The sequence below is a fragment of the Spongiibacter taiwanensis genome, from assembly GCF_023702635.1.
In the GTDB taxonomy this organism is placed as follows: Bacteria; Pseudomonadota; Gammaproteobacteria; order Pseudomonadales; family Spongiibacteraceae; genus Spongiibacter; species Spongiibacter taiwanensis.
The window spans coordinates 2,442,742-2,457,167 of sequence record NZ_CP098455.1 but is presented as its reverse complement, the minus strand read 5'-3'; the positions used below and the strand labels follow the sequence as shown (position 1 = coordinate 2,457,167).

The 14,426-nt window shown below is 55.1% G+C and carries 14 protein-coding genes; 2 read left to right on the top strand and 12 right to left on the bottom strand.

Annotated features, from left to right (window positions below; translation table 11 throughout):
- Positions 1 to 38: 38 nt before the first annotated feature.
- On the bottom strand, positions 39 to 860 hold the full coding sequence (locus tag NCG89_RS11365; protein ID WP_251086655.1) for a DUF4344 domain-containing metallopeptidase: 822 nt from the start codon (positions 858 to 860) through the stop codon (positions 39 to 41).
- Positions 861 to 1,166: 306 nt separating this feature from the next.
- Between NCG89_RS11365 and NCG89_RS11360 the strand changes: the two genes are divergently transcribed.
- Positions 1,167 to 1,463, top strand: a complete 297-nt coding sequence (locus NCG89_RS11360; RefSeq protein ID WP_251086654.1) for a hypothetical protein — start codon at positions 1,167 to 1,169, stop codon at positions 1,461 to 1,463.
- Positions 1,464 to 1,533: 70 nt separating this feature from the next.
- Positions 1,534 to 2,097 (top strand): CBS domain-containing protein, encoded by a 564-nt coding sequence (locus NCG89_RS11355; RefSeq protein WP_251086653.1) that lies wholly within the window; start codon positions 1,534 to 1,536, stop codon positions 2,095 to 2,097.
- A 72-nt stretch (positions 2,098 to 2,169) separates the two neighbouring features.
- On the opposite strand, the gene NCG89_RS11350 is transcribed toward NCG89_RS11355, so the two are convergent.
- The 11 genes from NCG89_RS11350 to NCG89_RS11300 form a co-directional block, all read right to left on the bottom strand.
- On the bottom strand, positions 2,170 to 5,565 hold the full coding sequence (locus tag NCG89_RS11350) for a transglutaminase family protein (protein WP_251086652.1): 3,396 nt from the start codon (positions 5,563 to 5,565) through the stop codon (positions 2,170 to 2,172).
- Positions 5,566 to 5,913: 348 nt separating this feature from the next.
- Positions 5,914 to 7,299 carry a tetratricopeptide repeat protein gene (locus NCG89_RS11345; protein WP_251086651.1) on the bottom strand — a complete coding sequence of 462 codons (1,386 nt, stop codon included), beginning with the start codon at positions 7,297 to 7,299 and terminating at the stop codon, positions 5,914 to 5,916.
- A complete protein-coding gene (locus NCG89_RS11340; RefSeq protein WP_251086650.1) occupies positions 7,296 to 7,895 on the bottom strand; it encodes an energy transducer TonB in 600 nt (199 codons plus the stop codon). The genes NCG89_RS11345 and NCG89_RS11340 overlap by 4 nt, the downstream gene beginning before the upstream one ends.
- Positions 7,896 to 7,901: 6 nt before the next feature.
- The gene (locus NCG89_RS11335) at positions 7,902 to 8,309 is read right to left on the bottom strand and encodes an ExbD/TolR family protein (protein ID WP_251086649.1); all 408 of its coding nucleotides are present in this window, start codon (positions 8,307 to 8,309) and stop codon (positions 7,902 to 7,904) included.
- A gap of 10 nt (positions 8,310 to 8,319) precedes the next feature.
- Entirely contained in the window at positions 8,320 to 8,847 is a 528-nt protein-coding gene (locus NCG89_RS11330; RefSeq protein ID WP_251086648.1) for a MotA/TolQ/ExbB proton channel family protein, read from the bottom strand.
- A 6-nt stretch (positions 8,848 to 8,853) separates the two neighbouring features.
- Positions 8,854 to 10,242 (bottom strand): MotA/TolQ/ExbB proton channel family protein, encoded by a 1,389-nt coding sequence (locus tag NCG89_RS11325; RefSeq protein WP_251086647.1) that lies wholly within the window; start codon positions 10,240 to 10,242, stop codon positions 8,854 to 8,856.
- Positions 10,242 to 11,075: a DUF3450 domain-containing protein gene (locus NCG89_RS11320; protein ID WP_251086646.1), complete on the bottom strand. Its 834-nt coding sequence runs from the start codon at positions 11,073 to 11,075 to the stop codon at positions 10,242 to 10,244. Before NCG89_RS11320 ends, NCG89_RS11325 begins: the two co-directional genes overlap by 1 nt.
- Positions 11,076 to 11,388: 313 nt before the next feature.
- Positions 11,389 to 11,916, bottom strand: a complete 528-nt coding sequence (locus NCG89_RS11315) for a dihydrofolate reductase (RefSeq protein ID WP_251086645.1) — start codon at positions 11,914 to 11,916, stop codon at positions 11,389 to 11,391.
- On the bottom strand, positions 11,913 to 12,752 hold the full coding sequence (locus NCG89_RS11310) for a thymidylate synthase (RefSeq protein ID WP_251086644.1): 840 nt from the start codon (positions 12,750 to 12,752) through the stop codon (positions 11,913 to 11,915). The genes NCG89_RS11315 and NCG89_RS11310 overlap by 4 nt, the downstream gene beginning before the upstream one ends.
- A 3-nt stretch (positions 12,753 to 12,755) precedes the next feature.
- Positions 12,756 to 13,580: a prolipoprotein diacylglyceryl transferase gene (gene lgt / locus NCG89_RS11305; RefSeq protein ID WP_251086643.1), complete on the bottom strand. Its 825-nt coding sequence runs from the start codon at positions 13,578 to 13,580 to the stop codon at positions 12,756 to 12,758.
- 5 nt (positions 13,581 to 13,585) lie between these two features.
- A complete protein-coding gene (locus tag NCG89_RS11300; RefSeq protein ID WP_251086642.1) occupies positions 13,586 to 14,380 on the bottom strand; it encodes a sulfite exporter TauE/SafE family protein in 795 nt (264 codons plus the stop codon).
- Positions 14,381 to 14,426: the final 46 nt, after the last annotated feature.

Genomic DNA, 14,426 nt, shown 5'->3' with positions numbered 1-14,426 from the left:
TCACACCCCGGCCATTTTATGTGGGCAATACCTCCGCACTAAAGACTGCCCAATGCCGTGTTGTTTTTAAACAGGGGGCGCAACTGGGCAAGCCACCCTCCCTTGGAGTTTCTAAACTCTTTCACACAGGACTTCACCCTGGCCGGCGAATAATTTGCGCCCTTCGCCAGGCCGGCATACACGGTGGGATCGCTGCCAATAACACTGCAAAACTCGTCGTAAGGCGGCTGTGGCAACAGGCCTCGATTGCGCCAAAATGCGCCGACCTTGTCATCTCCGGCATTGGCAATCTGCTGCGTCATTGCCAGAAACTGGCCGAGTAGCTCGAAGGTGTCGACATTACTGATCTTGTCTGACTCGGTCAGCAACACCAGCATCAACGGCAACGCCTGCTCCTGGCCAGTGCCGACATAAAACACGTCGCCCTTATCAAGCAGTGCATAAGAAAACTCCAACAGCAGCGCCACCTGCGTGAAGCGCAATGCCGCGCGCTCTATTTCTTCATCGGTCATATCAAGATCCAACCGCTTTAGCTGCTTCTCCAGACTCGGCAAGAATCGGTAGGACACCACAATCTGATTGTCGACATTATCGTAGTAAAGATCCTCCTCGCGGCTGTCGACAAAATGAATGGTCAAGCCATCGGGAACCGCGATCTGCTCGCGGACGACCGTGCGTAGCTTTTCCGCCATTTGCGTTTCCAGAATTTGCCAAAAGGCCTCTTCAGATGAGCGCCGACTTGGCCGGTCATAGCGGATATCAATATTCTCGACCGTCCTCGGTTTCGGCACTTCGGCGCTCCCCGCCCAGGCCACCATTGGCACCAATAGCACAACAACGAAAGCTAGTTTGATATTCATAGACAACTCCCAATTTTCTTATTTAAACGCGGGCACTCGTCTCTGATTTACAGCTTGATCAGAAGGCGTTTTGCAAAGTTTCCGGTGTGGCTTCCTCCCTCACTATTACTCACTCTTACTGAAAAAGATTAGTTGCCGAACCTACATTTTGCAAAGAAATACCTATATTTTTTTGTGATATATCGGCAGCAAATTTGTCGTTCGTCGCCTATAGGGTCTGGCGCTTATTGCCGCTGTGCAGGTCCCACATTTGGGCGTATGATCAAATACGTTAACAGCCCTTTTGCGCCCCTCTCAGGAATGGCCATGAACCTCCGGTTTGCGCTACAACTTATCCTCAGCCTGGCACTGCTATGCAGTGGCTCGACTGCGGTGGGCAGCAAACACGAAGCCGGAAAAGTATTCGCCGCCGACAGCCAGCTCGGCACCGCAGTCACCGTATCCAAAGGCAAACTATTTGAGGGCGACGACCATGTCGCCGCGAACCAGCAAACCTGTACGACGGTGCTCTGGCGAAGCGCGCTGAGCGTAGCCCAATATCAACACCCGGCCGTTAGCCCCACACACTCACCGGCCATCCGCGCCCCACCCGCCCTGATTTGATTCCCACTCCCATTCAAACCCGGGAATAGTCCCGGCGTTTGTGTATGCAATCAAAACAGGCACGAACATTATGAAAAATATTACCTTGTACAACGCGGATCGCACCGATCACCTGATTTGGCCAAGTGACTTTCAGGAGGTGAGCGCGAGCTCGACGGCACTATCGGTGTTCACCGATTTTCGCCAACATGAACCCGCCATCATAGACGCGGACACCAAGGCCCTGGATGCCGAACAAATCATGCGTCGCTCACACCAGCGACTAAAACTGGTGCTAAACGGCCAGGGGGAGTTTGTCGGCATTCTCAGCCTTGAGGATCTTAGCGATCACGAGCTCATCAAGAAGGTTGCCAATGGCCATAACCGCAATGAGCTCACGGTTACCGACATGATGCAGCGCCGAGATCGGCTTAAGGTGCTGGATTACCACGATCTGGAGGTCATGACGGTGGCCGAGGTACTCGACCTATTAAAGCAATACGGCGATGAGCACTGCCTGGTGGTGGAACGCGAGCAGCATGAGATTCGCGGGATTATTTCGGCGCGGGAGATCGCTCGACTGCTGAATATTCCGCTATCGATTAGCCGTCCGCCAAAGTTTGCTGAGGTCTATCTCGCGGCAATTCGTCGCTAGCCATAGTCGATACCGGGAGCCCCACTGCAACCCGTTGCAGTGGGGCTTTTTTATGCCGAATTTATCCCGGCGCTAGCCAATCCAGTTCGCCTGACGGCGAAGATCCAAGGTATGCGGGTACTCCCCAGGCGATTCCTCGGGCGGCGGCGCCATGGGCCGTGGCGGCTCATTGAAGAACTCTCGCAGGGCATCCAGGTCTGGCCGCGGCGTATACGGCCCCGGCGTGTGCCCCATGGTTTCAAATCGATTGACCCGGCGGGATTCGGCCTCAAAGGCATTCACCGGGAAGGTTTCGTAGCTACGCCCACCAGGGTGGGAAACATGATAACTACAGCCACCCACCGAGCGTCCATTCCAGGTATCAATCAAATCAAACACCAGCGGCGTGTGCACACCAATGGTCGGGTGCAGGGCCGACGGCGGCGCCCAAGCACGATAGCGCACCCCGGCAACATACTCGCCATGACGACCGGTGTTGCGCAGTGGCACCCGCCGGCCGTTACAGGCAAGCACATAACGGCTATCGGTCAGCCCCGTGACTCTTACCTGCAAACGCTCAACCGAGGAATCCACGTAGCGAGCGGTACCAAAGCTACCCACCTCTTCGCCCAATACATGCCAGGGCTCAATGGCCCAGCGCAACTCCAGCTCGATTTCGTCCAGCTTGACCCGGCCATAATGGGGAAAGCGGAACTCCTCAAACGGCAGCAGCCACTCCAGTTTAAAATCGTAGCCGTGGGCCTGCAGGTCATCGACCACTTCCTTCATGTCCTGCCACAAATAATGGGGCAGCATAAATTTGTCATGGAGGGAGGTTCCCCAGCGCACCAGCGGTTTGCGATAGGGCTCTTTCCAAAACCGGGCCAGCAAGGTGCGGATCAGCAGCGCCTGAACCAACGCCATACGATTATGGGGAGGCATTTCAAATCCGCGGAATTCCAAAATGCCCAAGCGCCCACTGGCACTACCCGGTGCATAAAGCTTATCAATACAGAATTCGGCCCGGTGGGTGTTGCCAGTGACATCAATCAGCAAGTTGCGCATCAAGCGGTCCACCAACCAAGGCTGGTCTGACAAACCTTCCGGCATTTGCTGGAAGGCAATCTCCATTTCATAGAGCATTTCGTCCCGCCCCTCGTCAGCGCGGGGCGCCTGACTGGTCGGGCCGATAAAGGCGCTGGAAAAGATATAGGACAAGCTCGGGTGGTGCTGCCAGAAGGTGACCAAACTGCGCAGCAAGTCCGGCCGGCGCAAAATTGGGCTGTCCGCCGGCGAGGCCCCACCGAGAGTGATGTGGTTACCGCCACCCGTGCCAGTGTGGCGACCATCGAGCATAAATTTCTCTGCGCCCAGACGGCATTGGCGAGCAGCCTCATACAGCTCATTGGTGGTATTAACCAACTGGCGCCAGGAGTTAGAGGGGTGCACATTGACCTCAATAACGCCAGGGTCTGGGGTGACGAGGAGCTTTTCCAGGCGTGGATCTCTGGGGGGCTCATACCCTTCCAGAATGACCGGAATTTTTAGCTCGGCAGCAATATCTTCAATGGCCGCCACCAAGGTCACGTAGTTTTCCAGCATCGTCACTGGCGGCATGAAAATATGGACTTTGCCGTCCCGCGCCTCGACGCACATCGCGGTGCGAATCACGTAACGCCATTCTTTGCGACTGCCCTTAGTACTCGCTGCTTTGTCGGCAGCCGGCGCCTTTTTGGGCGGCTCGTAGGTTTGCATTTGCGGTGTTAGCGGCGTCGCCGACGCCAGCGGGAAGTGAAAATCCGCACGGGGCTGCAGGGGCTCGCGCTGCTCAAAAGGATCCCGATCTACCGGAACGTCATGTTCGGCTGCCGGCGGCAGGTCCGCCAAAGGGAGTCGCAAGCCCATTGGCGAATCACCCGGGATCAGGATGATACGCTCGCGCTTCATTGGCCAAAGGCTGCTTTGCCAACCGCCCGCGTAGCCATTCCACTCCAGCGGCAAAACATAGCCAGTCGGCTTATCCAAACCTTTTTCAAGCAATCGCGCCAACCGCCGGCGACCCAGGTCGTCATCCACTTTGGCGGCTAACAAATCGATATTCGGCGGCACCTTCTGCTCTTGCAAAAGGTAGTAGAGGGCGTCTTCAAAGGCGGGCTGCACATATTCTTCGGTGATACCAAGGGCTTTACTCAGTGCGCCGGCAAAGCGCTGGGCTGTCGCCACGTCGTGACCGTAGTCCTGATCGATACGCGCCAGCCATTTTGGGTCCCGCCACAGCGGCTCACCGTCTTTACGCCAGAACAGACCCAGCGCCCAACGCGGGACCTCCTCACCGGGATACCATTTCCCCTGCCCATAATGCAGCAAGCCCTGCGGCGCAAAGTGGTCACGCAGCCGCAGCAGCAAGGATTTGGCCAAGCGCAACTTGTCGGCACCCAGGGCGCCGGTATTCCACTGGGCCGACTCCATGTCATCGATCGACACAAAAGTCGGCTCGCCGCCCATGGTCAGACGAACATCATTGGCCACAAACTCCTTATCCACCGCATCGCCCAATGCCAACACATCTGCCCACTGGTCTTCGCTGTAGGGCTTGGTCACTCGCGGATCTTCGTGAACCCGGGAAACTTCGTTGACGTAACCGAACTCCACCTCACACTCGTCCGTGAACCCTTCAATGGGCGCAGCTGACACCGGGTCTGGCGTACAGGCAAGGGGAATATGACCTTCACTGGCGAACAAGCCCGAGGTGGGGTCCAGGCCGATCCAGCCGGCGCCCGGCACAAAGACCTCGCACCAGGCATGCAGATCGGTGAAATCTTTCTCCGGCCCGCTCGGGCCATCCAGCGATTTTTCATCCTGCGCGAGCTGGACCAGGTAACCGGAGGCGAAGCGGGCCGCCAGCCCCACATGGCGAAACAGTTGTGCTAACAGCCAGGCCGAGTCACGGCAGGACCCTTTCGCCAAACTGAGTGTCTCTTCTGGCTTTTGCACACCGGGCTCGAATCGAATGCAATATTCGATCTTTTTCTCGACGAGCTGATTGAGCTCAACCATAAAGTCGATCATGCGCCGCTTAGTGCGTGGGATTGATGCGAGTAGGGATGCAAACAAAGGGCCTTGGGCCTGCTTTTCGAGGTAGGGCGCCAATTCCTTTTTCAGCTGATCCGGATAAGTAAACGGAAAATGTTCGGCGTACTCTTCCAAAAAGAAGTCGAAGGGATTGATCACCGTCATGTCGGCGACCACCTCCACATCCACAGAAAAACGCTTGGTCTTTTCCGGAAAAACCAGTCGCGCGAGGTAGTTGCCGAAGGCATCTTGCTGCCAGTTGATGAAGTGCTCTTTCGGTTCGATTTTCAAACTGTAGCTGTGGATGGGGGTGCGGCTGTGGGGAGCTGGCCTTAGGCGAATAACATGGGGAGACAGCTTTACCAAGCGATCAAAATCGTAAGAGGTCTTGTGATGGATCGCTATTCGAATGGTCATATCGGCTCCTGTCCGAAACTGAATACACGACGATGTCAGGCCAATAGCCTTGCCCAACGTCCATATAGGGGCGTGTTACCAACCCCGGGCTTAGCGAAAATTGCGATGCATTATCTGCGCCAAAGGCGGGCTTAGAGGGCGCATCGGCAAGCGCCGGCGCCAGCCAATCATAGCTCACATTGGCAGTGTCTCTTGAGGATATTTCGATATGTATGACGGAGGCCTAACAAAAGTTAATTTTTTGCCGAGGCTTGCAGCAGGGCAGCTGCGGGGAAGGGTAATTGCCGCACACCAAAAACGAAAAAGGCACCGCTTTGGTGCCTTATCGTGGAGTTTGGCCAGTAACGATCAGATGTCGTCCTTCAAGGCTTCCTGACGAGCCAGTTCATTTTCCATGAACTTCAACCAGTTCTCCGCATACACCTTGGAGTCCTCGCTTTTCTTGGCTTCGTTGAAGGCACGGCGGGCACCGTCGTATTCCTTCAGGTTAAAGCGTGCCATGCCCAAAACCAGATAGGCATTGTCTGGACGCTTCAGGTCGCCTTTCTTGAACGCATTTTCAATCGCTTGCTCAGCCTTGGAAAACTCTTCGTTATCCAAGTAAACGCTGCCGAGACGGGACCACAGCTCGCCCTTGTCGGACTTGGCCGCTGCCTTTTCCATCACCGGAATGGCTTTCTTCACTTCCTGAGCTTGACGCCAGGAGTTAGCTAGCACTTCCAGAGTTTTGGATGAGGCTTCCACCTTGCCGTCCTTCAGGCCCTTATCGATGACCTTGGCGGCCTTGTAGGGCACTTCGGACTGGAGGAAGAGGTAGCCCATGTTGACGATTTCTTTGTCTCCGGTCAGGAGGCCGTCTTCATAGGCTGCTTCCATCGCAGCAGTGGCTTCGTTCTCGCGCTTCATCTCGTTGTACATTGATGACAACTGCAACCAGTAAGCTTTCTTCTGGTAGTACTTCATCGTCTCTTCGAGAATCGCGATTACGCGCTTGGTATCGCCTTTTTCATAGTACAAAAACCGCTGCAGCCCCCACCATTGCTCTTTAGGCACCTTGCCCCGATCCTGGTAGTCCTTGATCGCAACTTCGATGTACTTCAACGCCAGATCCAATTTTTGAATCTGATAGAAACCCTGGGCAAGCAACGCGTAGGCGTTCGCACCAGGATCTTCACCGAGCTGATCCTTGAATTTGAACCACTCGAGCAGGGTATCAACCCCTTTCTTGTAGTCTTCAGAAACAAAGTACAACTGGGCGATGGTGTACTTGGTGTTAAGCTCCATCGCGACCGGAATATCCGGCTGCTTTACCACGTTTTCGTAGGCTTTCAAGGCCAGGTCATACTTCTCCTGGGTGAAATAAACGAAGGCGTAGAGGTTGTACAAGTTAGCCAGCTCATAGCTATTCAAGGCGTTGCGACCACTGGTGTCACGCAGCTCATTGAGGTGCTTGAGGGCATCGTTGTAGCGCTTTTCTTCGGACGCCACCTGGGCTTCGTTCAATTTCTCGAAGATCTTGGCACGAATAGCAGGGGTTTTCCGAGTCGGCGGCTTGGGCTTCTTCTCTTCCGCAGCATGGGCGACGCCGAAAGCGGCGCCGTCCATGATGGGCTGAAGCGCAGTGCCGGCCACAGGGACCGACAGCAGCGCCGCTGCACCGAGAGCCACGGAACAACCCAGCTTGACCAGCACCGGACGCATAATGCGTTTACTCAAGTGATAATCAGTCATCATTTTTCCAACTCATAGGTGAAGCGGTTTTGAATACCGGGAACCTCAATGGGCTCACCGTCAACAACCCGCGGCTTATACTTGAATTTCTCTGCGGCCTTTACAGAAGCACGCTCAAAGTAGCCTGGGGGATCACAATCCACCGGAACGATGTCACGGGTGGTACCGGCCTTGGTTACAGTGTATTCCACTGTACAGTAACCGGTGACACCGCGGGACTGGGCACGACGTGGGTAGATCGGCGCAACCTTAACGATTGGCAGATACTCACCGTCAGAGGCCGACAAACCGCCCGTCTCGTTGGTCAGATTGAACTCCGCAGAAGGTGTCATGTTAACCGCTTCCAGATCGGGATTAGCATCATCCATCTCTGGTGGCGCCATATCCGGCGGCGGCTCATCAGGCACTTTCGGCTTTTCAGGCTTACTGTCTTTTCTTACGTCTATTTCGGTGTCCGGCATCTGAATGTCAGCCAGCTTGGTACGCGGCTTTTCATCCAACGTTTTGTCAGCTGATTCGATCAGATACGGCATGATGATAAACAGCGCGGCTGTTATCAAAAATGCCAGTGCGGCACCGATTAGGATTCGAATGCTCATAATCGATCAGCTGTCTTCCGTGGACAAAGAAACATCGTAAACACCAGCCGCGCGGCTGGAGTCCAGAACCGAAACGACCGTGTCGGTATTCGAGCCTTTATCAGCCTGAATAACCACGGCGCCTTTCGGGTTCTCCGCATGCATACGCTCTACAACTGAGCGAACTGCGCGCTTATCTACCCGACGCTTGTCGATCCATATTTCGTTTGTCGCGGTCACCGCGATCAGAATGTTGGCATTGTCCTTCTTGTTAGCTGTCGACGCTTCAGGTCGGTTGACCTCAACGCCCGCCTCTTTGATGAAAGACGCAGTAACAATGAAGAAAATCAGCATGATAAATACGACGTCGAGCATCGGCGTCAAATCTATCTCTCCCGAGGACTCCTCGGCTCCGGCTCTCTTTTTTCTGCTCATGTTATTTCTCTTAGTGATCGGTTGTCAGATGGTCTTCCAAAAGCTCGCTTTCGCGGCCCGCAATCCCCTTGATGTAGGTGCTGATAAACACACCTGACAGGGCTGCGACCATTCCCGCCATAGTCGGGATGGTTGCCTTCGAAACACCTCCAGCCATCGATTTAGCGTCGCCGCCGCCCGTGACCGCCATGATGTTAAACACCTCGATCATCCCGGTTACCGTACCGAGCAGACCCAGCAGTGGACACAGTGCCACCATGGTCTGAATCATCGGCAGGCTGGCATCGATTTTCAGCGATACCTCAGAGATGAGCTTTTGACGGATCTGGTGAGCGCTCCAGCTTTTTCTTTCAGAGCGCGCTTCCCAGGACTTAATTGCTGCGTCGACGTCTTTCGACAGCCCAAACTTGTAATACCAAACTCTTTCGATAGACAACGTCCACATCACGAAGGTCAGGGCGGCGATGGCCCACAGAACATCGCCACCTGCGTCCATGAACCGACGAATGATGTCTATCCATTCATTCAGTTGGTACATGGTTTATTACCCCGCCTTTCCTTCTGTGTGCTCAGCGATGATGCCGGTGCTCTGCTCATCCAGGATGTGCAGGATTTTCTTAGCACGGCCGCTTACGAAGGTGTGCAGCAGAACGGTCGGGATCGCCACGATCAGACCCAGTACGGTAGTTACCAGTGCACCGGAGATACCGCCTGCCATCGCTTTCGGATCACCTGCACCGAAGATGGTGATAGCCTGGAAGGTGATGATCATACCGGTAACGGTACCGAGCAGACCCAGCAGAGGCGCAACAGCAGCGATGATTTTGAGCAGGTTCAGTGAGCGCTCCAGACGGGGCGTCTCTCTCAAAATTGCTTCGCTGAGTTTGAGTTCCAGGGTCTCGGAATCCATAGAGGGATTCTCTTCATGCACTTTCAGTACGCGACCCAGGCTGTTGTTGGTCATTGCCTGACCGCTCTTCAGCTGCTTGGCTACCTTCATGTCTTCGATAGACAGCACCACCAGGCGCCAGATAGCAATCAACATGGCCAGCACACCAACAGCGGTGATCACGTAACCAACCACGCCACCCTGATGCCAACGCTCGCTCAGAGTGGGGCTGTCGATCAGCGCCGCCAGGTAAGAACCACCCGTAGGACCAGTAGGGTCAACACCGAAGGCAGTCATGCCAGAGCTGGCAGAGGCCAGGTCTTCCGCCCAGCCCATGTAAGGGCCAGAAGGCTGACGCGCCAATACTTGCAGAGCACCGGTCTCGGGCACGTACTGCAGGTATTCACCATCGGCGTTTACCAGGTTGAAAGTACCAACACGTACCACGGTTTGGTCTTCTTTCTGACCGTCGGCAGTGGTGACAGTGGTGTCGAATTTAACGACTTTGCCAGACTCGGTCATCTCGCGCTGCATCTCAAACCACATGCGCTCGATTTCTTCGATGCTGGGCAGCTCTTCAGCGCCTGACATTTTATCGATCAGCTGAGTAACGAACTCTTCCCGGTTGGGGAATTGCACGCTGATCAGCGAGTTTTGGAAGTTGCTACGCAGGTCACCAGCGGTTGAAGTCAAGTGACCGAACAGCTCAGTCAAGGTACCCAGACGCTCTTTCAGAGCGCGCTGCTTCTCAGTGATGGCGGCTTCGTTTTCTTCGAAGGTGCCTTCCAACTGAGCAGAGCGATTCTCTTCGTTTTTCAGCGTTTGCTTGGCTTTTGCCAGCATGGCCTGCTGCTCAGAGCGCGCAGCAATGAAGCGCTGCTCACGGGCTTTAGCTTCTCTTGCATCAGCAGCGTAGCCAGCCTCAACCTTTTTCAGCAGCTCGTCCAGCGACGAAGCTTCGTCGGCAGCCATTGCCGGCATCGCCATGGACGCGATAGTTCCGCTAACCGCGAATACAGCGGCTTTAAAGAAATTAGGTTTCATTATTTTACTGCCTCCGGAGCCGGAATCGGGAGTTTCATGATGTCGATAGAGGCCTGCTTGTTAGCAATGCGGAGGCCCTTCTGGATGGCGCCACGGTAGTCGCCCTCGTCCAGAGCAACCCAAGCACCCTTCTCTTTATCCCAGGCACCTGACGCTTTGCCATCGGTTGTTTGATAGAGCAGACCAATGCGACCAATACGCAGGAAGTTTACGTTGCGCTCGGAACCCTCAACCTCAGCCACGCCTTTGTAGCTGTCGATCTTGCGGCCGTACTCGTTTTCAATTTTGTAGGCTTCCAGAACCTGACGGAATTTCTCAGCGATAGTGATATCGGAGCGATCCATGTTGGCCCGCAGGAATTCGATCCGCTTTTCACGCTCTTCCTTGTGGAACGGCACGTCCAGAGAAACAAACTGCTCAAGACCGTCAATCATGCGAATCAGCAGCGGCGTGATCTGGCGCTGGATGACCGTCGCCTCAGAAATGGATTTATCCAGGCTGGCAAGACGGCGCAATTGACCGGCAATCTGCTTTTCCAGACGAGCGTTATAGACGCGCAAGCCGTCTACCTGCTTCATTACTGTTTTATAGTCTTGCAGCAGGTCACCTGTTTCTGCAGCCAGGCGATCAATACGAGCTTGGGATTTCTTGGCGGCGTCAACTCGCTTTTCGCCAACCTTCACTACAGCACTTACCGGAACCAAAGGCTTCGGCTTGGGCGCTGCAGCAGCTTCGGGATCAGCCTTTTCAGCTGAATAAACCGGCGATCCGGCCAGCAGCGCAAAAGTGGCAGCGGCCGTCAGCGCGATTGTCTTCAATCGATGCGTTTTCATGGGGATTGCTTTTCCTATTTGGGACGTTTAGTGAAAGCAGAGCTTATTATCTTCTTCGAGCCGTAAGATTCAGTCCGCAGACCGTGCATTTATTACAGCGGGCCTTATTTTAATCATGTGCTCTTGAAAGAATCAACGACAAAACTAAATGTTTCGTAATCTGCAAACTCAGTAAATTCGGGCTTCTTATCGAGTTACACTCAACGAGAATTTGCGTAACACTTTGGCATAAAAAGGTAACAAATAAGCGAGTTACCGAGAGGAGATTTTACTTTATAAGTACTCTCGGAATGTTACAAATAAAGGAAAAACACTAAACTCGCTGTAACACTTTGAAGCAGAATGCGGGGCGCTGCCCCTCCACTTTCGGGTAACAAATCTTATCTACCTCTTGCCAGGAAGTTGACTCCAACTCAGGAAACCAGGCGTCCCCTTCCACATCGACTTCAACCTCGGTCAGGTAAACTCTTTCTGCGCGATTCAGCAGCGCTGAGTAAATTTTCTGACCGCCGATAATGAAAATTTCGTCAATTCCAGCACGCGCCGCTTCTGCAGCGGCAAGCGCCATCGCCTGTTCAGGGCTAGCTGCGCGCAGGGCGCCTTCGGCATGCCAAGAGGATTGCGAAGTGACCACAATATTGGTCCGGCCCGGCAGGGGCTTGCCTATGGAGTCCCAGGTATTGCGGCCCATCACAATCGGCTTACCCATCGTTAACTGTTTGAAGTGCTTGAGATCTTCGGGCAGATGCCAAGGCAAGGTATTGTTAACGCCGATAACGCGATCCTGGTTCATCGCCACAATCATGGCTATTCGGGGCTCGAGGGTTGGCGCATTACTCATATCGCAATCGGGGCCTTAATGACGGGGTGCGGGTCGTAACCAAGCACCTCAAAATCCTCGTAGTCGTATTCGAATATCGATGCCGGACGCCGCCTGATCTCCAGCTGGGGCAGCGACCGGGGCTCGCGCCGCAACTGCTCTTCCACAATATCGTCGGTCAGGTGGTTCAAATACAGGTGGCAATCGCCAAAGGTGTGAACGAAGTCACCCACACCCAGATCGCACTGCTGGGCAATCATATGGGTCAACAATGCGTAGCTGGCGATATTGAAAGGCACACCGAGAAACAGATCGGCGCTGCGCTGGTAGAGCTGACAAGACAGCCGACCGTTAGCCACGTAAAACTGAAACAGCGTATGACAGGGCGGCAGCGCCGCCCTGCCCTGGCGAACATTATCCTGCGGGCTAATGGTTTCGTCCGGCAGATCCGCCGGGTTCCAGGCATTAACCAGCAGGCGCCGGGAATCCGGCTTGCGCTTGATCATCTCGATCACTTCACTGATCTGATCAACACTCGAGCCATCGGGGCACGCCCAGCTCCGCCACTGCTTGCCGTAAATCGGACCCAAATCGCCGTTCTCAAGAGCCCACTCATCCCAAATAGTGACACCGCGCTCCCGCAGCCAGTCGTTGTCGCAACTCCCCTGCAGAAACCACAGCAGCTCATAAATAATGCTACGCAGGTGGACCTTCTTCGTCGTGAGCAAGGGAAACCCCTCGCGCAAATCGAAGCGCAACTGCCGCCCAAACACCGATCGGGTACCAACCCCAGTGCGGTCGGCCTTATCCACACCGTTGTCCCGCACATCTTTTACCAATTCCAGGTACTGCTTCATTACTTATCCTCTATCGGCCCGGGCAGATGACGTCGAAGGCCCATTACCAGCGTGGCGATAGGCCAGCACCATCAATACCGCGCCAACCACAATCATCGGCAAACTCAACTCCTGCCCCCGGGTCACCCAGCCCAGCGCGTCATAGCCAATATGCTGATCAGGCTCCCGCACGAACTCCACCAGGAAGCGGAAACAGCCATAGCAAAGCAAAAACAGACCGGCTGGCGCCAGCCTGGGCCGGGGTTTGCGGGTGTACCAAAACACAATAGCAAACAGCACCACCCCTTCCAGCGCAAACTGGTACAGCTGTGAGGGGTGACGCGCAAGACCGGAGGGGTCGTGGGGGAACACCATCGCCCAGGGCACATCTGAGGGGCGCCCCCATAATTCCTGACCGATAAAATTACCGAGCCGCCCCAGGCCAAGGCCGATCGGCGCCAGCGGCACGATAAAATCCCACAAGGCATATACCGACACCGAGATACGCCGGGCGTACAGCGCCACCGCAACAATGACCCCAAGCAGGCCGCCATGAAAGGCCATACCGCCTTCCCATACCCGGAACAGCCACAGGGGGTCGGCGAGAAATTGGGGGAAATTGTAGAACAGGACATAGCCAAGACGACCACCAAGCACTACCCCGACAGCGCCGTAGAAGATCAGATCTTCTATCTGATCGGCCTTGATCGGACTCCAGGGCTGCCGGGTGCGCATTCTCGCAATGGCCCAGGCAGCAATAAAGCCGCCGAGGTACATCAGACCGTACCAGTGTACTGACAGGGGGCCAAGCTTGACCGCGACCGGATCAATATTGGGGTGCATCAACATGCAGATTAAGCTCCCAGTGAAAAGAAGATGCCGATCACACAAAGAAATCCGGCAAAACACCGCTTGAGCACCAGCGGCGGCAGGCGCTGCGCCAACCGCGCACCCATTCTTGCACAGGGAACGCTGGCGATGACGATGCCCAAAACCGCCGGCCAGTATACAAAGCCCGTGCTAAATTTGGGCAGCGATTGAACAGAAAATCCCACGGCGATATTGCTCAGCATCCCCGCAACCGCAATCGGCAAACCGCAAGCCGCTGCCGTCGCAACCGCCTGTTGCATTCTGACTTCGCAGAAACTCAAAAAGGGCACGGTGAGCGAGCCGCCGCCGATACCAAATAGCGCAGAAAAGAAGCCGATGATTGTGCCTGCAAGGGACAGCCCGGTTCGACCCGGCAAATTTCGCTTGCCGGCCGGCTGCAGCTGAAATGCCATCTGCGCCGCAATAATCAATGCAAACAGGCCAAAGGCCGTCTTCATGATACCTGCTGGCAGACTGGCAGCCGTTTGCACCCCAACCACTACCCCAACCACTATGCCGGGCGACAGGCGACGCCAGACCAACCAATCCACGTTACCCATCGCATGGTGGGCGTGAACGGAACTGATTGAGGTCACCACAATGGTGGTCAGAGAGGTCCCCAGCGCCAGCGGCATAATGATCTCGGGCGCAACACCCAGCGCGGCAAAACACAGCACCAGGGCCGGCACAATCACCAACCCACCACCGACGCCAAACATCCCCGCCGACAGACCTGCCGCCGCCCCAACCAGGGGAGACAAAAGAACACTGAGAAGCAAAAGCGACTCCAGGCAAAGCTGCTATTATGACCAGCCGACTCCGCAA

Excerpts from the sequence above, each read along its gene's own strand:
- NCG89_RS11360 (WP_251086654.1), top strand. The coding sequence starts at position 1,167 with ATGAACCTCCGGTTTGCGCTACAACTTATCCTCAGCCTGGCACTGCTA.
- lgt (WP_251086643.1), bottom strand. The coding sequence starts at position 13,580 with ATGTTGATGCACCCCAATATTGATCCGGTCGCGGTCAAGCTTGGCCCC.
- NCG89_RS11340 (WP_251086650.1), bottom strand. The coding sequence starts at position 7,895 with ATGAGCATTCGAATCCTAATCGGTGCCGCACTGGCATTTTTGATAACA.
- NCG89_RS11325 (WP_251086647.1), bottom strand. The coding sequence starts at position 10,242 with ATGAAACCTAATTTCTTTAAAGCCGCTGTATTCGCGGTTAGCGGAACT.
- NCG89_RS11345 (WP_251086651.1), bottom strand. The coding sequence starts at position 7,299 with ATGATGACTGATTATCACTTGAGTAAACGCATTATGCGTCCGGTGCTG.
- NCG89_RS11330 (WP_251086648.1), bottom strand. The coding sequence starts at position 8,847 with ATGTACCAACTGAATGAATGGATAGACATCATTCGTCGGTTCATGGAC.
- NCG89_RS11310 (WP_251086644.1), bottom strand. The coding sequence starts at position 12,752 with ATGAAGCAGTACCTGGAATTGGTAAAAGATGTGCGGGACAACGGTGTG.
- NCG89_RS11350 (WP_251086652.1), bottom strand. The coding sequence starts at position 5,565 with ATGACCATTCGAATAGCGATCCATCACAAGACCTCTTACGATTTTGAT.
- NCG89_RS11320 (WP_251086646.1), bottom strand. The coding sequence starts at position 11,075 with ATGAAAACGCATCGATTGAAGACAATCGCGCTGACGGCCGCTGCCACT.
- NCG89_RS11335 (WP_251086649.1), bottom strand. The coding sequence starts at position 8,309 with ATGAGCAGAAAAAAGAGAGCCGGAGCCGAGGAGTCCTCGGGAGAGATA.
- NCG89_RS11315 (WP_251086645.1), bottom strand. The coding sequence starts at position 11,916 with ATGAGTAATGCGCCAACCCTCGAGCCCCGAATAGCCATGATTGTGGCG.
- NCG89_RS11365 (WP_251086655.1), bottom strand. The coding sequence starts at position 860 with ATGAATATCAAACTAGCTTTCGTTGTTGTGCTATTGGTGCCAATGGTG.
- NCG89_RS11355 (WP_251086653.1), top strand. The coding sequence starts at position 1,534 with ATGAAAAATATTACCTTGTACAACGCGGATCGCACCGATCACCTGATT.